Annotated in this window: 12 protein-coding genes; 3 read left to right on the top strand and 9 right to left on the bottom strand. The window is 65.3% G+C overall.

The window, feature by feature from the left end; translation table 11 throughout:
• Window positions 1-306: 306 nt before the first annotated feature.
• Window positions 307-1,725: an amino acid permease gene (locus CAG22_RS20530; RefSeq protein WP_075046161.1), complete on the top strand. Its 1,419-nt coding sequence runs from the start codon at window positions 307-309 to the stop codon at window positions 1,723-1,725.
• A gap of 142 nt (window positions 1,726-1,867) precedes the next feature.
• Here the strand turns inward: CAG22_RS20530 and CAG22_RS20525 are convergent, their stop codons facing one another.
• A complete protein-coding gene (locus tag CAG22_RS20525) occupies window positions 1,868-3,487 on the bottom strand; it encodes an FMN-binding glutamate synthase family protein (protein ID WP_085590249.1) in 1,620 nt (539 codons plus the stop codon).
• Window positions 3,488-3,732: 245 nt separating this feature from the next.
• Window positions 3,733-8,001: a DEAD/DEAH box helicase gene (locus CAG22_RS20520; protein ID WP_085706048.1), complete on the bottom strand. Its 4,269-nt coding sequence runs from the start codon at window positions 7,999-8,001 to the stop codon at window positions 3,733-3,735.
• A 245-nt stretch (window positions 8,002-8,246) separates the two neighbouring features.
• Here CAG22_RS20520 and CAG22_RS20515 point away from each other — a divergent pair, with 245 nt between their 5' ends.
• Window positions 8,247-8,660, top strand: coding sequence for an NUDIX domain-containing protein (locus CAG22_RS20515; RefSeq protein ID WP_003258026.1), 414 nt, complete (start codon window positions 8,247-8,249; stop codon window positions 8,658-8,660).
• On the opposite strand, the gene metR is transcribed toward CAG22_RS20515, so the two are convergent.
• Window positions 8,644-9,561 (bottom strand): transcriptional regulator MetR, encoded by a 918-nt coding sequence (gene metR, locus CAG22_RS20510; protein ID WP_003258025.1) that lies wholly within the window; start codon window positions 9,559-9,561, stop codon window positions 8,644-8,646. The two genes, CAG22_RS20515 and metR, sit on opposite strands and share 17 nt — an antisense overlap.
• Before the next feature lie 196 nt (window positions 9,562-9,757).
• On the opposite strand from metR, the gene CAG22_RS20505 reads away from it, so the two are divergent.
• Complete coding sequence (locus tag CAG22_RS20505; RefSeq protein WP_075046157.1) at window positions 9,758-10,753, top strand: alpha/beta fold hydrolase; 996 nt, start codon at window positions 9,758-9,760, stop codon at window positions 10,751-10,753.
• A 117-nt stretch (window positions 10,754-10,870) separates the two neighbouring features.
• Here the strand turns inward: CAG22_RS20505 and CAG22_RS20500 are convergent, their stop codons facing one another.
• The 6 genes from CAG22_RS20500 to CAG22_RS20475 all read right to left on the bottom strand — a co-directional run bounded on the left by CAG22_RS20500 (window position 10,871) and on the right by CAG22_RS20475 (window position 16,685).
• Window positions 10,871-11,206, bottom strand: coding sequence for a GlpM family protein (locus tag CAG22_RS20500; RefSeq protein WP_013973973.1), 336 nt, complete (start codon window positions 11,204-11,206; stop codon window positions 10,871-10,873).
• Window positions 11,207-11,232: 26 nt separating this feature from the next.
• Window positions 11,233-12,561 carry a sigma-54 dependent transcriptional regulator gene (locus CAG22_RS20495; protein ID WP_046614764.1) on the bottom strand — a complete coding sequence of 443 codons (1,329 nt, stop codon included), beginning with the start codon at window positions 12,559-12,561 and terminating at the stop codon, window positions 11,233-11,235.
• Entirely contained in the window at window positions 12,558-14,462 is a 1,905-nt protein-coding gene (locus tag CAG22_RS20490; protein ID WP_085706047.1) for an ATP-binding protein, read from the bottom strand. Before CAG22_RS20490 ends, CAG22_RS20495 begins: the two co-directional genes overlap by 4 nt.
• A gap of 73 nt (window positions 14,463-14,535) precedes the next feature.
• The gene (locus CAG22_RS20485) at window positions 14,536-15,270 is read right to left on the bottom strand and encodes an amino acid ABC transporter ATP-binding protein (RefSeq protein ID WP_003258023.1); all 735 of its coding nucleotides are present in this window, start codon (window positions 15,268-15,270) and stop codon (window positions 14,536-14,538) included.
• A complete protein-coding gene (locus CAG22_RS20480; protein WP_075046155.1) occupies window positions 15,267-15,938 on the bottom strand; it encodes an amino acid ABC transporter permease in 672 nt (223 codons plus the stop codon). The genes CAG22_RS20485 and CAG22_RS20480 overlap by 4 nt, the downstream gene beginning before the upstream one ends.
• Window positions 15,939-16,685: an amino acid ABC transporter permease gene (locus CAG22_RS20475; protein ID WP_025340399.1), complete on the bottom strand. Its 747-nt coding sequence runs from the start codon at window positions 16,683-16,685 to the stop codon at window positions 15,939-15,941.
• Between the last annotated feature and the right edge of the window lie 100 nt (window positions 16,686-16,785).

The raw sequence follows: 16,785 nt of genomic DNA, 5'->3' as shown, positions 1-16,785 counted from the left end.
TTGGTGTGGGTTTTTTCGTCAGGCGATATTGCTATGGTGGCCAGGAAATTTTGCGGCCGCTTTGCGCCCGATCGCAGGCAAGCCAGCTCCCACAGAGCCCGAGTTCTCGCCAAATTTCTGCATATTTACAGTGAAAACCCCTACAACGGTCTTCCTATACTGCTCGCCCCCTTCGCCTTGCCGGGCGCTCTATTCCGGCACACGGGCCGGCCCACAAGGCCAGCTCGGCAAGCCAACGCCACGCCTATCGGCCTGGCCGGAGCTGCACGAAGGTCAAATCCAATAACAAAATGAGGTTGTATTGCTATGCCAGTCGGCAACCACCCTGCCCACGGCCAGGCCACCGAAGGCGGCCCGCTCAAGCGTGAACTGGGCGAACGGCACATCCGCCTGATGGCGCTGGGCGCCTGTATCGGTGTCGGTCTTTTCCTCGGTTCGGCCAAGGCCATCGAAATGGCCGGCCCCGCCATCATGCTGTCCTACATCATCGGCGGCCTGGCCATTCTGGTGATCATGCGCGCCCTTGGCGAAATGGCCGTGCACAACCCTGTCGCCGGCTCGTTCAGCCGTTATGCCCAGGACTACCTCGGCCCGCTGGCGGGTTTCCTTACCGGCTGGAACTACTGGTTCCTGTGGCTGGTGACCTGCGTTGCCGAAATCACCGCGGTGGCCATCTACATGGGCATCTGGTTCCCCGACGTACCACGCTGGATCTGGGCCCTGGCGGCGCTGGGCAGCATGGGGGCGGTCAACCTGGTGGCCGTCAAGGCGTTTGGTGAGTTCGAGTTCTGGTTCGCCCTGATCAAGATTGTCACCATCATTGCCATGGTCCTTGGCGGCATCGGCATCATTGCCTTCGGCTTCGGCAATGACGGCGTGGCAGTGGGTATCTCCAACCTGTGGAGCAACGGCGGCTTCATGCCCAATGGCGTGACCGGCGTGCTGATGTCGCTGCAGATGGTGATGTTCGCCTACCTGGGCGTGGAAATGATCGGCCTGACCGCCGGTGAAGCACGCAACCCGCAAAAGACCATCCCACAGGCCATCGGCTCGGTGTTCTGGCGCATCCTGTTGTTCTATGTCGGTGCGCTGTTCGTGATCCTGTCGATCTACCCGTGGAACGAAATCGGCAGCCAGGGCAGCCCGTTCGTCATGACCTTCGAGCGCCTGGGCATCAAGACCGCCGCCGGCATCATCAACTTCGTGGTCATCACTGCAGCGCTGTCGTCGTGCAACGGCGGCATCTTCAGCACCGGGCGCATGCTCTACAGCCTGGCGCAGAACGGCCAGGCCCCGGCGGCCTTCGCCCGTACGTCGAAGAACGGCGTGCCGCGCAACGCGCTGCTGCTGTCGATCGGCGCGCTGCTGCTGGGCGTGTTGGCCAACTACCTGGTGCCGGAAAAGGTCTTCGTCTGGGTGACTTCGATCGCCACCTTCGGCGCGATCTGGACCTGGGTGATGATCCTGCTGGCGCAGCTGAAGTTCCGTGCCGGCCTCACCACTGCCGAGCGCAAGGCACTGAAGTACCGTATGTGGTTGTGGCCGCTGAGCTCGTACCTGGCACTGGCCTTCCTGGTGCTGGTGGTCGGCCTGATGGCGTACTTCGAGGACACCCGCGTGGCGCTGTATATCGGCCCGGCGTTCCTGGTGCTGCTGACGGTGCTGTACTACGCGTTCCGCCTGGCGCCGAAAGACGCGCAGGGTGTGGCCAGTACTGCTTCCTGATCTGAAATGGCCGGGGCCGCTTTGCGGCCCTTTCGCGACACAAGGCCGCTCCTACAGGCGACCGCGCCAGCTGCATGGGTCGCGGTCGCCTGTAGGAGCGGCCTTGTGTCGCGATGGGCTGCGTAGCAGCCCCAGGGTTCTATCAGGCTGCCACTTCGCTGTTCGGTTCGAAGCTGTCCGCCCGCGCCAACTGCCACATGCGCGAATAGAACTGCCCGTTCACCTCGCCAGTCAGCAGCTCACCCGGCTTCAGGAACACATGCATCTGCGAGAACAGCTTGATCTCGGTGGCCGAGATGCGCCGTACCAGGTGCTTGGCCTCCAGCTGCGCCGGGTGCTCCAGGCCCGCTGCCGCAAGCATTTCGGCCAGGGCACGCAAGGTATTGTGATGGAAGTTCAACACCCGTTGGGCTTTGTCCGGCACCACCAGCGCCCGTTGGCGCAGTGAGTCTTGCGTGGCCACACCGGTCGGGCACTTGTTGGTGTGGCAGCTCTGCGACTGGATGCAGCCGATGGCGAACATGAAGCCGCGCGCCGAGTTGGCCCAGTCGGCACCAATGGCCAGCACGCTGGCAATGTCGAACGCGCTGACGATCTTGCCGCTGGCGCCCAGCTTGATCTTGTCGCGCAGGTTCAGGCCGACCAGGGTGTTGTGCACGAACAGCAGCCCTTCGCGCAGCGGTACGCCAATGTGGTCGGTGAACTCCACCGGCGCCGCGCCGGTGCCGCCTTCCTTGCCGTCGACGACGATGAAGTCGGGCAGGATGCCGGTTTCCAGCATGGCCTTGGCGATGCCCATGAACTCCCACGGGTGGCCCAGGCAGAACTTGAAACCTACCGGTTTGCCGCCAGACAGCTCACGCAGCTGGGCGATGAACTGCATCATCTCGATGGGGGTGGAGAAGGCGCTGTGGCGCGACGGCGATATGCAGTCTTCGCCCATCAGCACGCCACGGGTTTCGGCAATTTCCCGGGTCACCTTGTGCTTGGGCAGGATGCCGCCATGGCCGGGCTTGGCGCCCTGGCTCATCTTGATCTCGATCATCCGCACCTGTGGGCTGCGCGCCTGGGTGGCGAAGCGCTCGGGGTCGAAGCGCCCGTCCGCCGTGCGGCACCCGAAATAGCCGCTGCCCAGTTCCCAGACCAGGTCGCCACCGTGCTCGCGGTGATAGGGGCTGATGCTGCCTTCGCCGGTGTCATGGTGGAAATTGCCCAGCTTGGCGCCCTGGTTGAGGGCGCGGATGGCGTTGGCGCTGAGCGAGCCAAAGCTCATCGCCGATATGTTGAAGATCGATGCCGAGTATGGCTGGCTGCACTGCGGCCCGCCGACGATGACCCGGAAGCTGGCCGGGTCGGCCAATGGCGCCGGGCGCATGGAGTGGCCGATGAATTCGAAGCCGGACTCGTACACGTCGATCAGGGTGCCGAAGGGTTTGTCCGAGGCTTCGTTCTTCGCCCGTGCATACACCAGCGAGCGCTGGGCGCGGGAGAACGGTAGGGCGTCGCTGTCTGCCTCCAGCAGGTACTGGCGGATTTCCGGGCGAATGGCCTCGACCAGATAGCGGATGTTGCCCAGGATCGGGTAGTTGCGGCGTACTGCGTGGCGTTGCTGCAACAGGTCGAACAGGCCGATCAGGCTGAGGATGGCGGTGCTCAGGGTGAACGGCCACAACCATTCGTGGTAGGTGAAGGGCAGGCTCGCCAGGGTGAACAGCACACAGGCGGCGAAGAAGGCATAGCGGCTGAGAAGTGACAGGCTCATACAGGGTCCTTGCGATGGCGCGGTCAGGCTCAGGGCCTGGGGCAAACCCCGACCATAGCCAAGTTGCACGGCTGTGCAAATTAAAATCGGGGTAGCGAAAATCATTCTCGCCAAGCCTTGTGCTGGCTGTACTGGCCCTATCGCCGGCAAGCCGGCTCCCACAGGGATAGCGCATCGCTCACGGCCGATGCGGTCGAGGTGGGAGCTGGCTTGCCGGCGATAGGGCCAGTACCGCAAAAAAGCATTCAGATAGTGTCGCGCAGCAGCTTCTGCCGCCAGCTTTCCTGCTCTTGTGCCGGCGCTTCGACCAGGTACGAATAGTGCCCGGCCACCCGCACCGCCACCGGCACCCCGTCGCGATACAACAGGCGGTTGCCACTCACCGCCGGCACTTTCGCCCCCGGCAGCAGCGACCCGACCAGGTTCAGCGGGTCACTGGCGCTTACCACCACCAGTGCCCCGTCCAATTCACGCTTGCGCACCTGCCGCAGCAGCCCCACCGCCTCCGGCAGGGCGAACTGTTCGCCGGCCAGCCCGGCAATGAAACGCCCGCCACGAATCTCGCCACGCGCTTCCAGCCTGTGATAGCAGCGCAGCAGTTCGCGCCAGGGCGGCAGCACATCGCTTTCGCGCTCCAGCAGGCGCCAGCACACCACGCCATAGCGCCGAAGCAGGGCCCGGGCGATGTGCTCCAGGCGCTGGCTGTCGTCTACAGCGCCCCTGCGCAGCAAGGCCCAGCGCCCGGCATGGGACATGCTGCTGGACAGCGGCGGGTGGCCGCGTCGGCTGTTGCGTGATGTGCGTTTCGCCGCCGGGGTGATCAGGCTGCGCAGGCCGGTGAAGCTGTCGGCCCCTACCAGGCCTGCGCCTACCAGCTCTTGCAAGGCCGTTTCCAGTTCGCTGGGCAGCAGGTGGGCATCGTGTTTCAGCTCGTCGAAGAACAGCGCGCCATGTGCGTTCAGCACCTCGTGGACGCGTTGCGCCCGTGCGCCGAGGCTATCCAAGGCTGGCACGGGAGCAAGACTGCGCCACAACCCAAGATGCTCGCGCGGCAACAGCACCAGCGGTGTGCTCGACAAGGTGTTGCTCGACACGGTCGCCGCCAGCCGGCTCCAGGCGAACTGCCCGCTACGGCAGGCATCGTCGAGCCAGTGCGGGCTGTAGTCCTTGATACGTGCCGGCAGCAGTTCGGCCTCCCAGGCTCCGGCTGCACTCGGGAACCCTTGCAACTGGCCAAGTACCTCGGCCACGGCTTGCGGGCCGCGCAGGCGCGTGTCGTCAGCCAGGTGCTGCCAGTCGAACAGAAAGCGCACGAAGTCCTGCAGGCTGACCGGCTCGATCTCCCGACGCAGGCGTTTGACCGTGTAGCGGTGGATGCGCGCCAGCAAATGGCGCTCGCACCACTGCAATTCGCTTGCGCCGGGGCTGAAATGCCCACGCAGCACATAGCCTTCGGCCTCCAGGCGGGCCAGGGCCTGTTCGATGGCCGGCAGCGGTTTGCCAAGTGCTGCCGCAATCTGCGCACGGGTCAGCGGGCCATGGCCGCTAAGGCGGGCTCGCAGCAGCTCGACCAGCGCAATGTCTGGCTCGATGGCCTGATCGAAGCCTGGCAGTGCCTGCAACGCAGGTTCCACCCGGGAGCCGGGATACAGCACTTGCAGCAGGCTCAACCGCTCACGCGCTAACCACAGCTTTTCATCCACCAGGCGCAAGGCCCGGCCGGCCTTGGCCAACTGCCTGAGCAGCAGCTCCCAGCTGGCATTGCCTTGCACTTCGCCCTGGCTGATGGCCCCCAGGCCCATCAACGCTTCATGCATTTCGTCGGCATTGCCCGGTTGCGGCCAGGCCTCGGCTGCGACGGCGGCAATGGCATCGGCGTCCAGCGCGCCCAGGTCGTCGCCGCTCTGCACTTCGCTCCAGCGCCGGTTGAGCACCGCCTGAGTGCGCCGTTCTTCCAACGGGGCGTCATCCAGGAAGGCATAGGGCCGTGCATTGAGGATGGCCGCCGCCAGCGGCGAAGGGGCGGGCAGGTCGCGGCACAGCAGGCGCACCGTGCCGCTTTCCATACGCCGCAAAAGCGCCAGCCAGCCTTCGCTGTCCATCGCCTCGTGCAGGCAGTCGTCGAGGGTTTGCTCGACCAGCGGATGATCGGGAATCTGCCGCTCGCCGACGATGTTCTCCAGGCAGGCGATCTGATCGGGGAATACGGCGGCAATCAGGTCTTCACTCTTCATCCGCTGGATCTGTGGTGCCACCTTGCGACCGCCGACAAAGCGCGGCAGGGCCATGGTCACGCTGGCGTTCCAGCGCCAGCGCACGCCAAACAGCGGCGCATCGAGCAGCGCCTGGACAAGGATCGGCTCGGCGCTGCGGCTGTTCAGGTAACGCCACACGTCGTCCAGTTCGAAACTGTGGCTGGAGGACAGCGACAGCACGATGGCGTCCTCGCTGGCCGCCGCCTGCAACTCGAAGTTGAAGGTGCGGCAGAAGCGCTTGCGCAGGGCCAGGCCCCAGGCGCGGTTGATGCGGCTGCCGTAGGGCGAATGGATGATCAGCTGAGTACCGCCGGACTCATCGAAGAAGCGCTCCATCACCAGCGTGTCCTGCGAGGGCAGGGCGCCGAGCACTTCGCGGGTGCGGGCCAGGTAGTCGAGCAGCTGCCCAGCGGCGGCTTCGTCCAGTTCGAAGGTGGCCTGCAACCATGCCAGCACCTCGGCCTGGTTGTTGTCAGCCAGCTGTTGGTCGATCTGCGCCTGCAGCCGGGCCACCGCGGCAGACAGCTCGTCGCTGCGCCCTGGCGCCTCGCCCAGCCAGAATGGAATGGTCGGTGGCAGGCCATGGGCATCCTCCACCCGCACCCGGCCCGGTTCGACGCGCAGGATGCGATAGGAAGCATTGCCCAGCTGGAAGATATCGCCGGCGATGCTTTCCACCGCAAAGTCTTCGTTGACGCTGCCGATGTTCAGCGCCTGGGGTTCGAGCAGCACGGCGTAGTCGGCGTTGTCGGGGATGGTGCCGCCGCTGGTCAGGGCGGTCAGCTGGCTGCCGCGGCGGCCACGCAGGGTGCCGCTCACCGCATCGCGGTGCAGGTAGGCACTGCGCACGCCCTGGCGGCCGTTGTAGCCCTCGGCGAGCATGCGCAGCAGGGCCTGGTAATGTTGCTGGTCGAGGTCGGCGTAGGGTGTGGCCTGGCGCAGGCAGTCGAACAGGGCCTGTTCGTGCCAGGGCTGGTTGCTGGCTTCGGCGACGATCTGCTGGGCCAGCACGTCCAGCGGCGCCCGGGGAATGTGCAGTTCATCCAGCTCGCCCCGGCGTATGCAGTCGAGCAGGGCCACGCATTCGATCAGGTCATCGCGCGAGGTCGGGAACAAGCGCCCCTTGGGCACGCCATCGACCTGGTGTCCGGCGCGACCGACCCGCTGCAGCAAGGCCGCGATCGAACCTGGCGAAGCGATCTGGCAGACCAGGTCGATGTCGCCGATATCGATGCCCAGCTCCAGCGATGCAGTGGCCACCAGCACCTGCAGTTGGCCGTTCTTCAGGCGTTGTTCGGCATCCAGGCGTAGCTCCTTGGCCAGGCTGCCGTGGTGCGCGGCAACCGCCTCCTTGCCCAGGCGGTCGCTGAGGTGGCGGGTGATGCGCTCGGCCAGGCGTCGGGTGTTGACGAACACCAGGGTGGTGCGGTGTTCGCGCGCCAGGGTGGCCAGGCGGTCATAGATCAGGCCCCAGACATCGGTGGCCATCACTGCACCCAGCGGCACTGGCGGCACCTCGATGGCCAGGTCGCGCTGCCGAGCATGGCCGACATCGACGATTGCGCAGGGGCGGCCGTTGCCGACCAGAAATTGCGCCACCCGCTCGACCGGGCGTTGCGTGGCCGACAGGCCGATGCGCCGCAACGGCCGGTTGCACAGGGCCTGCAGGCGCTCCAGGGTCAGTGCCAGGTGGGCGCCGCGCTTGTTGCCTGCCAGGGCATGGATTTCGTCGACGATCACCGTGTGCACGCTGGCCAGGCCTTTACGGCCAGAAGCCGAGCCCATCAGCACATAGAGCGATTCGGGGGTGGTCACCAGGATGTGCGGCGCCAGCTTGCGCATGGCGGCACGCTCCTTCTGCGGGGTGTCGCCGCTGCGCACGGCGGTGGTGATGCGCGGGGCGTTCAGGCCCTGGTCGGCGAGGGCCTGGCTGATGCCTTCGAGCGGGGCTTGCAGGTTCAGGCGGATATCGTTGGACAGCGCCTTGAGTGGCGAAACGTAGACCACCTGGGTTTGCGCTGGTAGCTCGCCCTGGTGCTCCAGGCCTTGGCGGAACAGTTCGTCGAGCACGGCCAGGAACGCGCTGAGGGTCTTGCCCGAACCGGTCGGCGCGGCCAGCAGCATCGACTGGCCCGCATGGATCAACGGCCAGGCCTGGGCCTGGGCATCGGTCACCGTGGCGAAGTGGCGACGGAACCAGGTGCGCACGGCGGGGTGGAACAGCTCGAGCACCGGGTGGTGTTTGGCGGGCAGGTTCATGTGTTGGTTATGGAGGGTGTGGGGCGGGTTGGCAAGGGGCCGTTCGTCTGCCAGATCTGCTATGACCTGTGCCGGCCTCTTCGCGGGTAAACCCGCTCCCACAGGTACTGCGCCGCTCTCTGGCCTTGTGGTGCACTTGTGGGAGCGGGTTCACCCGCGAAGAGGCCGGCACAGGAAACACTGGCCTTGTCAGGCCAGGAACCCCATGGGATCCTCCCCGGCCATTGTTTCAGGTGAGCCCACCCATGCCCAACACCATCCGCATCGCCGCCGCCCTGCTGATCGACCCCCAAGGCCGCACCCTGCTGGTACGCAAACGCGGCACCCAGGCCTTCATGCAGCCCGGCGGCAAGATCGATGCTGGCGAAACCCCGGTGCAGGCGCTGGTGCGCGAGCTGCATGAGGAACTGGGCCTGCACATCGACCCGGCCCAGGCCGTGCACCTGGGCCAGTTCAGCGCCCCGGCCGCCAACGAGCCGGGGTTCGAGGTACAAGCCGAACTGTTCCGTGTCGACAGCGCCGCAGCCGTGCTGCCGGCCGCGGAGATCGAGGAGGTGGTGTGGCTGGCCGCAGACCAGGCACCCGCCATGCAGCTGGCACCCCTGACCCGCGACCTGATCCTGCCGCTATACCGCCAGGCCGTCAGCGCACCGCGCTGACGCCATCGAGGGTGGCGAACGAGGTGTCCTTCGCCGTCAGCAGGAAGTCGCGCATGTATGGCGCATCGAGCATGTCGGTGCGCACGGCGGCATAAAGCGTGGCGAACAGGCCTTTTTCACCCAGGCGCTTGCCCTTCACATACCCGCGCGAACTGTACTCGTGCAGCGCCCAGTGCGGCATGCCGCACACGCCACGGCCGCTGGCCACCAGTTGCATCATCATCACCGTCAGCTCCGAGGTGCGCACGGCGGCGGGCTCGATGTCGGCCGGCTCCAGGAAGCGGGTGAAGATGTCCAGGCGGTCGCGCTCCACCGGGTAGGTGATCAGGGTCTGGTCAAGCAGGTCCTGCGGCACGATGTAGGGCTTGCTGGCCAACGGATGCTGGTTGGCCACCGCCAGCATCGCCTCGTAGGTGAACAGCGGCACGTAGGTGATGCCCGCCAGGTCCAGCGGGTCGGAAGTCACCACCAGGTCGAGGTCACCGCGGGCCAGGGCCGGCAGTGGGGCGAAGGCAAAGCCGGAGGCCAGGTCCAGCTCCACCTCCGGCCAGGCGTCACGGAACTGGTCGATGGTCGGCATCAGCCACTGGAAGCAGCTGTGGCATTCGATGGCCATGTGCAGGCGCCCGGCGGTGCCACCGGCCAGGCGCGCGATGTCACGTTCGGCGCCGCGCAGCAGCGGCAGGGTGGCATCGGCCAGTTGCAGCAGGCGCAACCCGGCGCTGGTGAAGCGGATCGGCTTGGTCTTGCGCACGAACAGCGGCAGGCCCAGGCGCTCTTCCAGCTCCTTGAACTGGTGCGACAGCGCCGACTGGGTCAGGTGCAGGCGCTCGGCGGCCTCCACCAGGCTGTCGGCCTCGCGCAGGGCATGAAGGGTTTTCAGGTGACGGATCTCCAGCACAGCTGACTCCGGTGTGTGGACTTGAGGAAACAGGGAATGAGTTGAGTTTCCCTCATGTTGCCGCGCCTGTCGACTGGGCGTACCGCCGCACCGCCTGGCGGGAGTCATCAAACTGTCACTGAACTGTGGCAGCGCGCCCGAACAGAATTCATCAGACTCGCGCTCTACTGGGGATCTGCATTCTGGTGTTTCTTTCATGCGGGCTTTTTGGCTTTTTCTTTTCTTTGTATTCGGCGTACCTGCAAGTTTCGCTGAACAGCGTTGTGACGCCCACGTGCCGGTGCAGCGTGCCGAGCTGGGCGCGGTCAGCCTTGTCTACCAGAGCGTCGGTGCGCCACGCGACCCGGCCTTGCTGCTGGTGATGGGCCTTGGCGGGCAGCTGATCCACTGGCCGGACGACGTGGTTGAAGCATTGTGCCGCCAGGGCTTTCGGGTGATTCGCTATGACAACCGCGATGTCGGCCTGTCACGCTGGAGCCAGCTGCCACCGTCGGCCAACCTGACGGTCGAACTGCTGCGCTACAAGCTGGGCCTGCCGGTGGCTGCGCCCTATACGCTGACCGACATGGCGGACGATGGCCTGCGCCTGATGGATGCGTTGGGCGTGCGCCAGTTTCATGTGCTGGGGGTGAGCATGGGCGGCATGATTGCTCAGCACCTGGCCGCCATGGCGCCCGAGCGCGTGCGCAGCCTGACGCTGGTCATGTCCAGTTCAGGGGCGGCGGGGTTGCCGGCGCCGGATCCGGCGCTGGTGCAGTTGCTGGCCCGGCGCAGCGCGCCGAACCGCGAAGTGGCCATCGAACAGCAGGCCGACCTGCTGGCGGCGCTGGGTAGCCCCGAGGTGCGTGACGACCGTGCGGCCTTGCTGCAGCAGGCGGCGGTGGCCTATGACCGGGCGTTCAACCCGGACGGGGCCAAGCGCCAGATCATGGCGATACTGGCCGAGCCGAGCAGGGTCGAGTTGCTGAACCAGTTGCGGGTGCCGACCCTGGTGGTGCATGGCACGGCCGACCCGTTGCTGCCGGTGATGCATGGCGTGCACCTGGCGGCGCATATCCAGGGCAGCCAGTTGCGCTTGATACCGGGGTTGGCGCACCGCTTCCAGGAGCCGTTCAAGGCGCCGTTGCTGGGGGCGGTGTTGCCCTACCTGCAGGCACATCGGCAGGATGTCACGCATATCGCAGGGCTGTGAATCGGCGTTGGCCTCTTCGCGGGCACGCCCGCTCCCACAGGGAATGCACCCGCTTTCAATCATGTGCAATACCTGTGGGAGCGGGCGTGCCCGCGAAGAAGTCTACGCCGATGCAACTCAGTGCATCCGCACCCACAAGGTCACCAGCACGGTCGCCGCCATCAGCCAGGCCACCGTGGCCAACGCCAGCGATGCCTCCAGGCGCATGCGGTCGACCAGTACATACAAGGTCGCCAGATACACGAAGTACGGAATGATCGACCACATGCCGAACAGAATGGTGGTCTTCAGGTCGGCAATGCTGCGCCCTTTGCCGACGATGTAGTGGGCAATCAGGGCGAAGGTGGGGAACAGCGGCACCAGCCCGGCGATGTAGTAATTGCGTGTCTTCGACAGCACCGCCAGCAGCACCACCACGCCAGCGCCCAGGGCAGCTTTGAATACCAGGTCCACGTTGTCTTTCCAGGTTGGGGTTGAGGTCAGCCGAGGCCGTATTTCTTCACTTTGTCGAACAGCGTGGTCTTGGCCATGCCCAGCTCCTGGCTGGCCTGGCTCAGGTTGCCGCCAGTGCGTTGCAGGGCATCGCCGAGCAGGTTGCGCTCGAACGCTTCCACCGCCTCGGCAAAGCCCAAGCCTTGGCTGGCACCACCGCTGGGGCCTTTCTTGAACGCTGGCAGGCCGAGGGCATAGCGTTCGGCGACGTTGCGCAGTTCACGCACGTTGCCCGGCCAGTCGTGGGCCATCAGGCGCGACAAGGTCTGGCTGTCCAGCGCAGGCGTTTCGCGGTCAAAGCGCAGGGCCGACTGCTGCAGGAAGTGTTCGAACAGCTGCAGGATATCTTCGCGGCGCTCGCGCAGCGGCGGCAGCTCCAGGGTCACCACGTTCAGCCGGTAATACAGGTCGCTGCGGAACTGGCCGCTCTGGCCCATGGCATCCAGGTCGGACTTGGTGGCCGCGATCACCCGGCAGTCCACCGGAATGCTCTGGTTCGAGCCCAGCCGCTCCAGGGTGCGCTCCTGCAGCACGCGCAACAGCTTGATCTGCAGGTTGATCGGCATGCTCTCCACCTCGTCGAGGAACAGCGTGCCGCCGTTGGCGTGTTCGATCTTGCCGATGCGGCGTTTGCCGGCACCGGTGAAGGCGTTGGCCTCGTGGCCGAAAATCTCGCTTTCGAACAGGTTTTCCGGCAGGCCGCCACAGTTCAGTGCCACGAACGGCTGGCCCTGGCGGCGGCTGAAGTCGTGCAGGCAGCGGGCGACCAGTTCCTTGCCAGTACCGGTTTCGCCTTCGATCAGCACGTTGGCCGAGGTATCGGCGACGTTGGCGATCAGTTCGCGCAGGTGCTCCATGGCCGGCGAGCGGCCAATGATGCGCCCCTCCAGGCTGCTTTGTTCGGCCAACTGGCGGCGCAGGGCCACCACTTCGCGCGACAGCCCGCGCTGCTCAAGGGCGCGGCGCACCACGTCGACCAGGCGCTCCGGGGAGAAGGGTTTTTCCATGAAGTCGTAGGCGCCATTGCGCATGGCGCCGACCGCCATGTCGATATCGCCGTGGCCGGTGATCAGTACCACCGGCAGGCTGCGGTCGCGGGCCTTGAGGCGGTTGAGCAGCTCCAGGCCATCGATGCCCGGCAAGCGGATATCGCTGACGACGATGCCGGCGAAGTCGTCGCCGATGCGTTCCAGCGCCTGCTCGGCACTGCCCACGCCTTCGCAGGCGATGTCTTCCAGGGCCAGCGCCTGTTGGCAGCCGAGCAGCACATGCGGGTCGTCTTCGACGATCAGGACGGTAAGAGGCGCTTGGTTCATGGGTGCTCTGCCGATTCGCTAGGGGGTGAGACCAGGGGCAGGGCCAGGACGAAGGCCGTGCCGCCGCTGGCGGGGTGCTCGACGTTGAGGCTGCCCTTGGCGGCGGCGGCAAGGCTCGCCGACAGGGTCAGGCCCAGGCCCAGGCCGTGTTCGCCCGGTTTGGTGGTGAAGAAAGGTTCGAACAGGTGCTTGCGCGCCTCGGCGTCGATGCCGTGGCCATTGTCGCGCACCTGCAAACGGTACTTGTCGCCCTGCAGCTCGCCTTCCAGCCACAGTTGCGGCAGCGGCTGGGCGGCCATGGCATCCAGGGCGTTGCCGATCAGGTTGACCAGGATTTGCTCCAGGCGGGTCTGGTCGATGGCCAGCTGCTGGTCCTCGAACTGATGGTGCAGCTGCAGGTGGCAGGCGCTGATGCGGTTGGCCAGCACCTGCAGGGTAGCGTCCACCGCCTTGGCCAGCGAGGCCTGGCCGCTGTCGTCACTGCGTCGGGCGAACGAGCGCAGGCTGGCGGTGATGCGGCCCATGCGGTCGATCAGGTCGTTCATGGTGCGCAGGTTGGTGCTGGCGGTTTCCAGTGCCCCGCGCTCGAGGAAGCGCACGGTGTTGCCGGACAACGTGCGCAGCGCGGCCAGCGGCTGGTTCAGTTCGTGGGCAATGCTGGTGGACATCTGCCCGATGGCGGCCAGCTTGCCGGCCTGTACCAGCTCATCCTGGGCGTGGCGCAGGGTCTGCTCGGCATGCCGGCGCTCGCGAATCTGGCCCTTGAGGCGTTCATTGCTGGCGCGCAGGTCGGCCGTGCGTTCGGTAATCCGTCGTTCCAGCTGGCTGTTGGCTTCCTGCAGGGCCTCGCGGGCTGCCAGGCGGGTGGCGATGACCTTGCGCCGTTCGTTCCAGGCGATGCCGAGGATCGCCAGCAAGGCGAAGGCCACGCCTACCAGGATGCCCTGTACCATGGATTCGCGGCGCAGGTCCTGCAGTGGGGTCAGCAGGGTGAAATGCCAGGGCGTGTCGACCAGGCGCCGGGTCTGGGCCAGGTAGGCCATTTCGCGGGCCTTGCCCTGTGCGGTTTCGCTGTTGGCCGGGAAGGTCAGCTTTTCCACACCATCGGCCAGGGTTTCCCGGGCCAGGGGCTGCAGCTCGTTCAGCGGCCACCAGTAGTATTGCAGGCTACGGGCCAGGCGCTCCTTGATCTGCGGGGTCAGCGGGCGTACAGATTTCAGGCGCCGGGCTGGGTCGCTGGAGAGGATGATGATGCCGTTCTCGTCGCTGACGAAAGCTTCCAGGCGGGCACGCTGCCAGCGCTCCTCGAGGGTGTCCAGGCGCACTTTGATCACCGCCACGCCAATGATCTTGCCGTGTTCCTCCAGGCCGTGGGCCAGGTAATAGCCGGCCTCGCCGGTGGTGCTGCCGATACCGTAGAAACGCCCGGGCTCGCCGCGCACGGCGGTCTGGAAGTAGGCACGGAATGAAAGGTCTTCGCCGAGGAACGAGTCGGCATCGCGCCAGTTACTGGTGGCCTGGACCCGGCCATTGGTGTCGAGGACGAAGATGGCCCGGCTGCGGCTGCGCCGGTTCAGGCCTTCGAGGTATTCGTTGACGATCTGCCGCGAGCCGCCATCAGGGTCGGTGAGCAGGTGCGAGACGCTGTCTTCCAGCTCCAGCAGGCTCGGCAGGTAGGTGTACTTGCTGATTTCGCTCTCGACCGTGCGCGCGTGCAGCTCCAGCTGGCGCTCGCCGTTTTCGCTGAGGGTGCGGATACCGTTGCTCTCGCTGATCAGGTAGCCAGCCATTCCCAGGCCGACCATCAGCAGGATGATCAGTGGCGGCAACAGCAATTGGCGGAGCAGGCGGGATTTCACGGCAGGCTTGGCAGGGAGAAGAAGCGAAGGATCGCATTTCATCACAGTGGCCTTGTCACGACCAGCGCCTGCTGCCCGAAAGGGCAGCGGCGCCGACCGCTTCAGTGAAGCAAAATCAGTGTTGCAGGATCTTGCTGAGGAAGTGCTGGGTACGCTCGTGGCGGGCGCTCGGGTTGCCGAAGAAGTCTTCCTTCTGGCAATCCTCGATGATGTTGCCCTTGTCCATGAAGATCACGCGGTTGGCCACCTTGCGGGCGAAGCCCATTTCGTGGGTCACGCACATCATGGTCATGCCTTCGTGGGCCAGTTCGACCATCACGTCCAGTACTTCGTTGACCATTTCCGGGTCCAGCGCCGAGGTCGGTTCGTCGAACAGCATGACGATCGGGTCCATCGACAGGGCACGGGCGATGGCCACGCGCTGCTGCTGGCCGCCGGACAGCTGGCCGGGGTGCTTCTTGGCGTGGGCACCGAGGCCGACGCGGTCGAGCAGGGCCAGGCCCTTCTTGGTCGCTTCCGCTTCGCTGCGGCCAAGCACCTTGCGCTGGGCAATGGTCAGGTTCTCGGTGATGGACAGGTGCGGGAACAGCTCGAAGTGCTGGAACACCATGCCGACGCGCGAACGCAGCTTGGGCAGGTTGGTCTTGGGGTCGGCGATCGAGGTGCCGTCGACCACGATGTCACCTTTCTGGAACGGCTCCAGGGCGTTGACGCACTTGATCAGGGTGGACTTGCCCGAGCCCGACGGGCCGCATACCACCACCACTTCACCCTTCTTGACCTCGGTGCTGCAGTCGGTCAGTACCTGGAAGTCCCCGTACCACTTGTTGACGTTCTTGATGGAAATCATACGGTGATCCTTTTTTGCAGGCGCTTGACCAGCCACGAAGCGGAGAAGCTGATGAGGAAGTACACGACACCGGCGAAGATCAGGAACTCATGGGAGCGCCCGATGATGTCGCCGTTGGAGCGTGCCGAGTTGAGGAAGTCCACCAGGCCCACGGTGTATACCAGCGAGGTGTCCTGGAACAGGATGATGCTCTGCTGCAGCAGCAGCGGGGTCATCTTGCGGAAGGCCTGGGGCAGGATGATCAGGCGCATGGTCTGGCCGTAGGTCATGCCCAGCGCCTGGGCGGCGCCCATCTGGCCCTTGGAGATCGACTGCACGCCGGCGCGGACGATTTCGCAGAAGTACGCGGCCTCGAACATCATGAATGCCACCACGCAGGAGGTGAAGGCACCCACCGGGGTGTCCTCGCCGGTGATCCAGCGCAGCACGAACGGTACCGCCAGGTAGAACCAGGTAATTACCAGCAGCAGCGGGATCGAGCGGAAGTAGTTGACGTAGGCGCCGGCCACGTTCGACAGCAGCTTGCTCGACGACAGGCGCATCAGGGCCAGGATGGTCCCCAGCACAATGCCGCCGACCACGCCCATGACCATCAGCTGCAGGGTCATGACCATGCCTTCCCACAGGGCAGGCAGGGCCGGGATGATTTCGCTGAAATCCATGTCCATTTATTTGCCCCCTACGGAAATCAGGCCGGGCACCGAGACTTTCTTCTCGACCATGCGCATCAGCAGCATCAGGCCCATGTTCAGGGTGAAGTAGATCAGCGTGGCCAGGGTGAAGGCCTCGAACAGGTTGGCCGAGAATTCGGCGGTCTGCTTGGTTTGTGCCAGCAGTTCCATCAGGCCGATCAGCGACGCCACCGACGAGTTCTTGAACACGTTCAGGAATTCCGAGGTGAGCGGCGGAATGATGATCCGGTAGGCTTGCGGCAGCAGCACGTTGGTGTAGATCTGCGACAGGCTGAAGCCCATGGCGCGGGCGGCGGCTTCCTGGCCACGGGGCAGCGCCTGGATGCCGGTACGCACCTGTTCGCACACGCGGGCGGCGGTGAACAGGCCCAGGCAGATGACCACGCTGATCAGCGCCGAGGTGGTCGGGTTGAGGTCCTGCTTGAACCATTCCTGCAGGCCTTCTGGCAGCAGGTCCGGCACCAGGAAGTACCAGATGAACAGCTGCACCAGCAGCGGTACGTTGCGGAACAGCTCCACGTAGGCGGTGGCGATACCTGCTACCACACGGTTCGGCACGGTACGCATGACACCGAGGACCGAGCCCAGCAGCAAGGCGATGATCCAGGCGGAGATGGCGATGGCGATGGTCCAGCCCAGGCCGGTGACATACCAGTCCAGATAGGTTTCGCTGCCCACGCCGGTGGACTTGAAGAACACGCCCCAGTCCCAGTTGTAATTCATCGGGATTTCCCCTCAGACGATTGTTTCACGGGCACCTTCGAGCATCCGAGAGCGCTTGGCGCCCTCGGATGAAAGGTTAGACACTAATGAGTGGCCTGCA

The organism is Pseudomonas sp. B8(2017) (assembly GCF_002113575.1).
GTDB lineage: Bacteria > Pseudomonadota > Gammaproteobacteria > Pseudomonadales > Pseudomonadaceae > Aquipseudomonas > Aquipseudomonas putida_Z.
The sequence above is the reverse complement of the archived record's forward strand: the minus strand, read 5'-3'. Positions and strand labels throughout refer to the sequence as shown.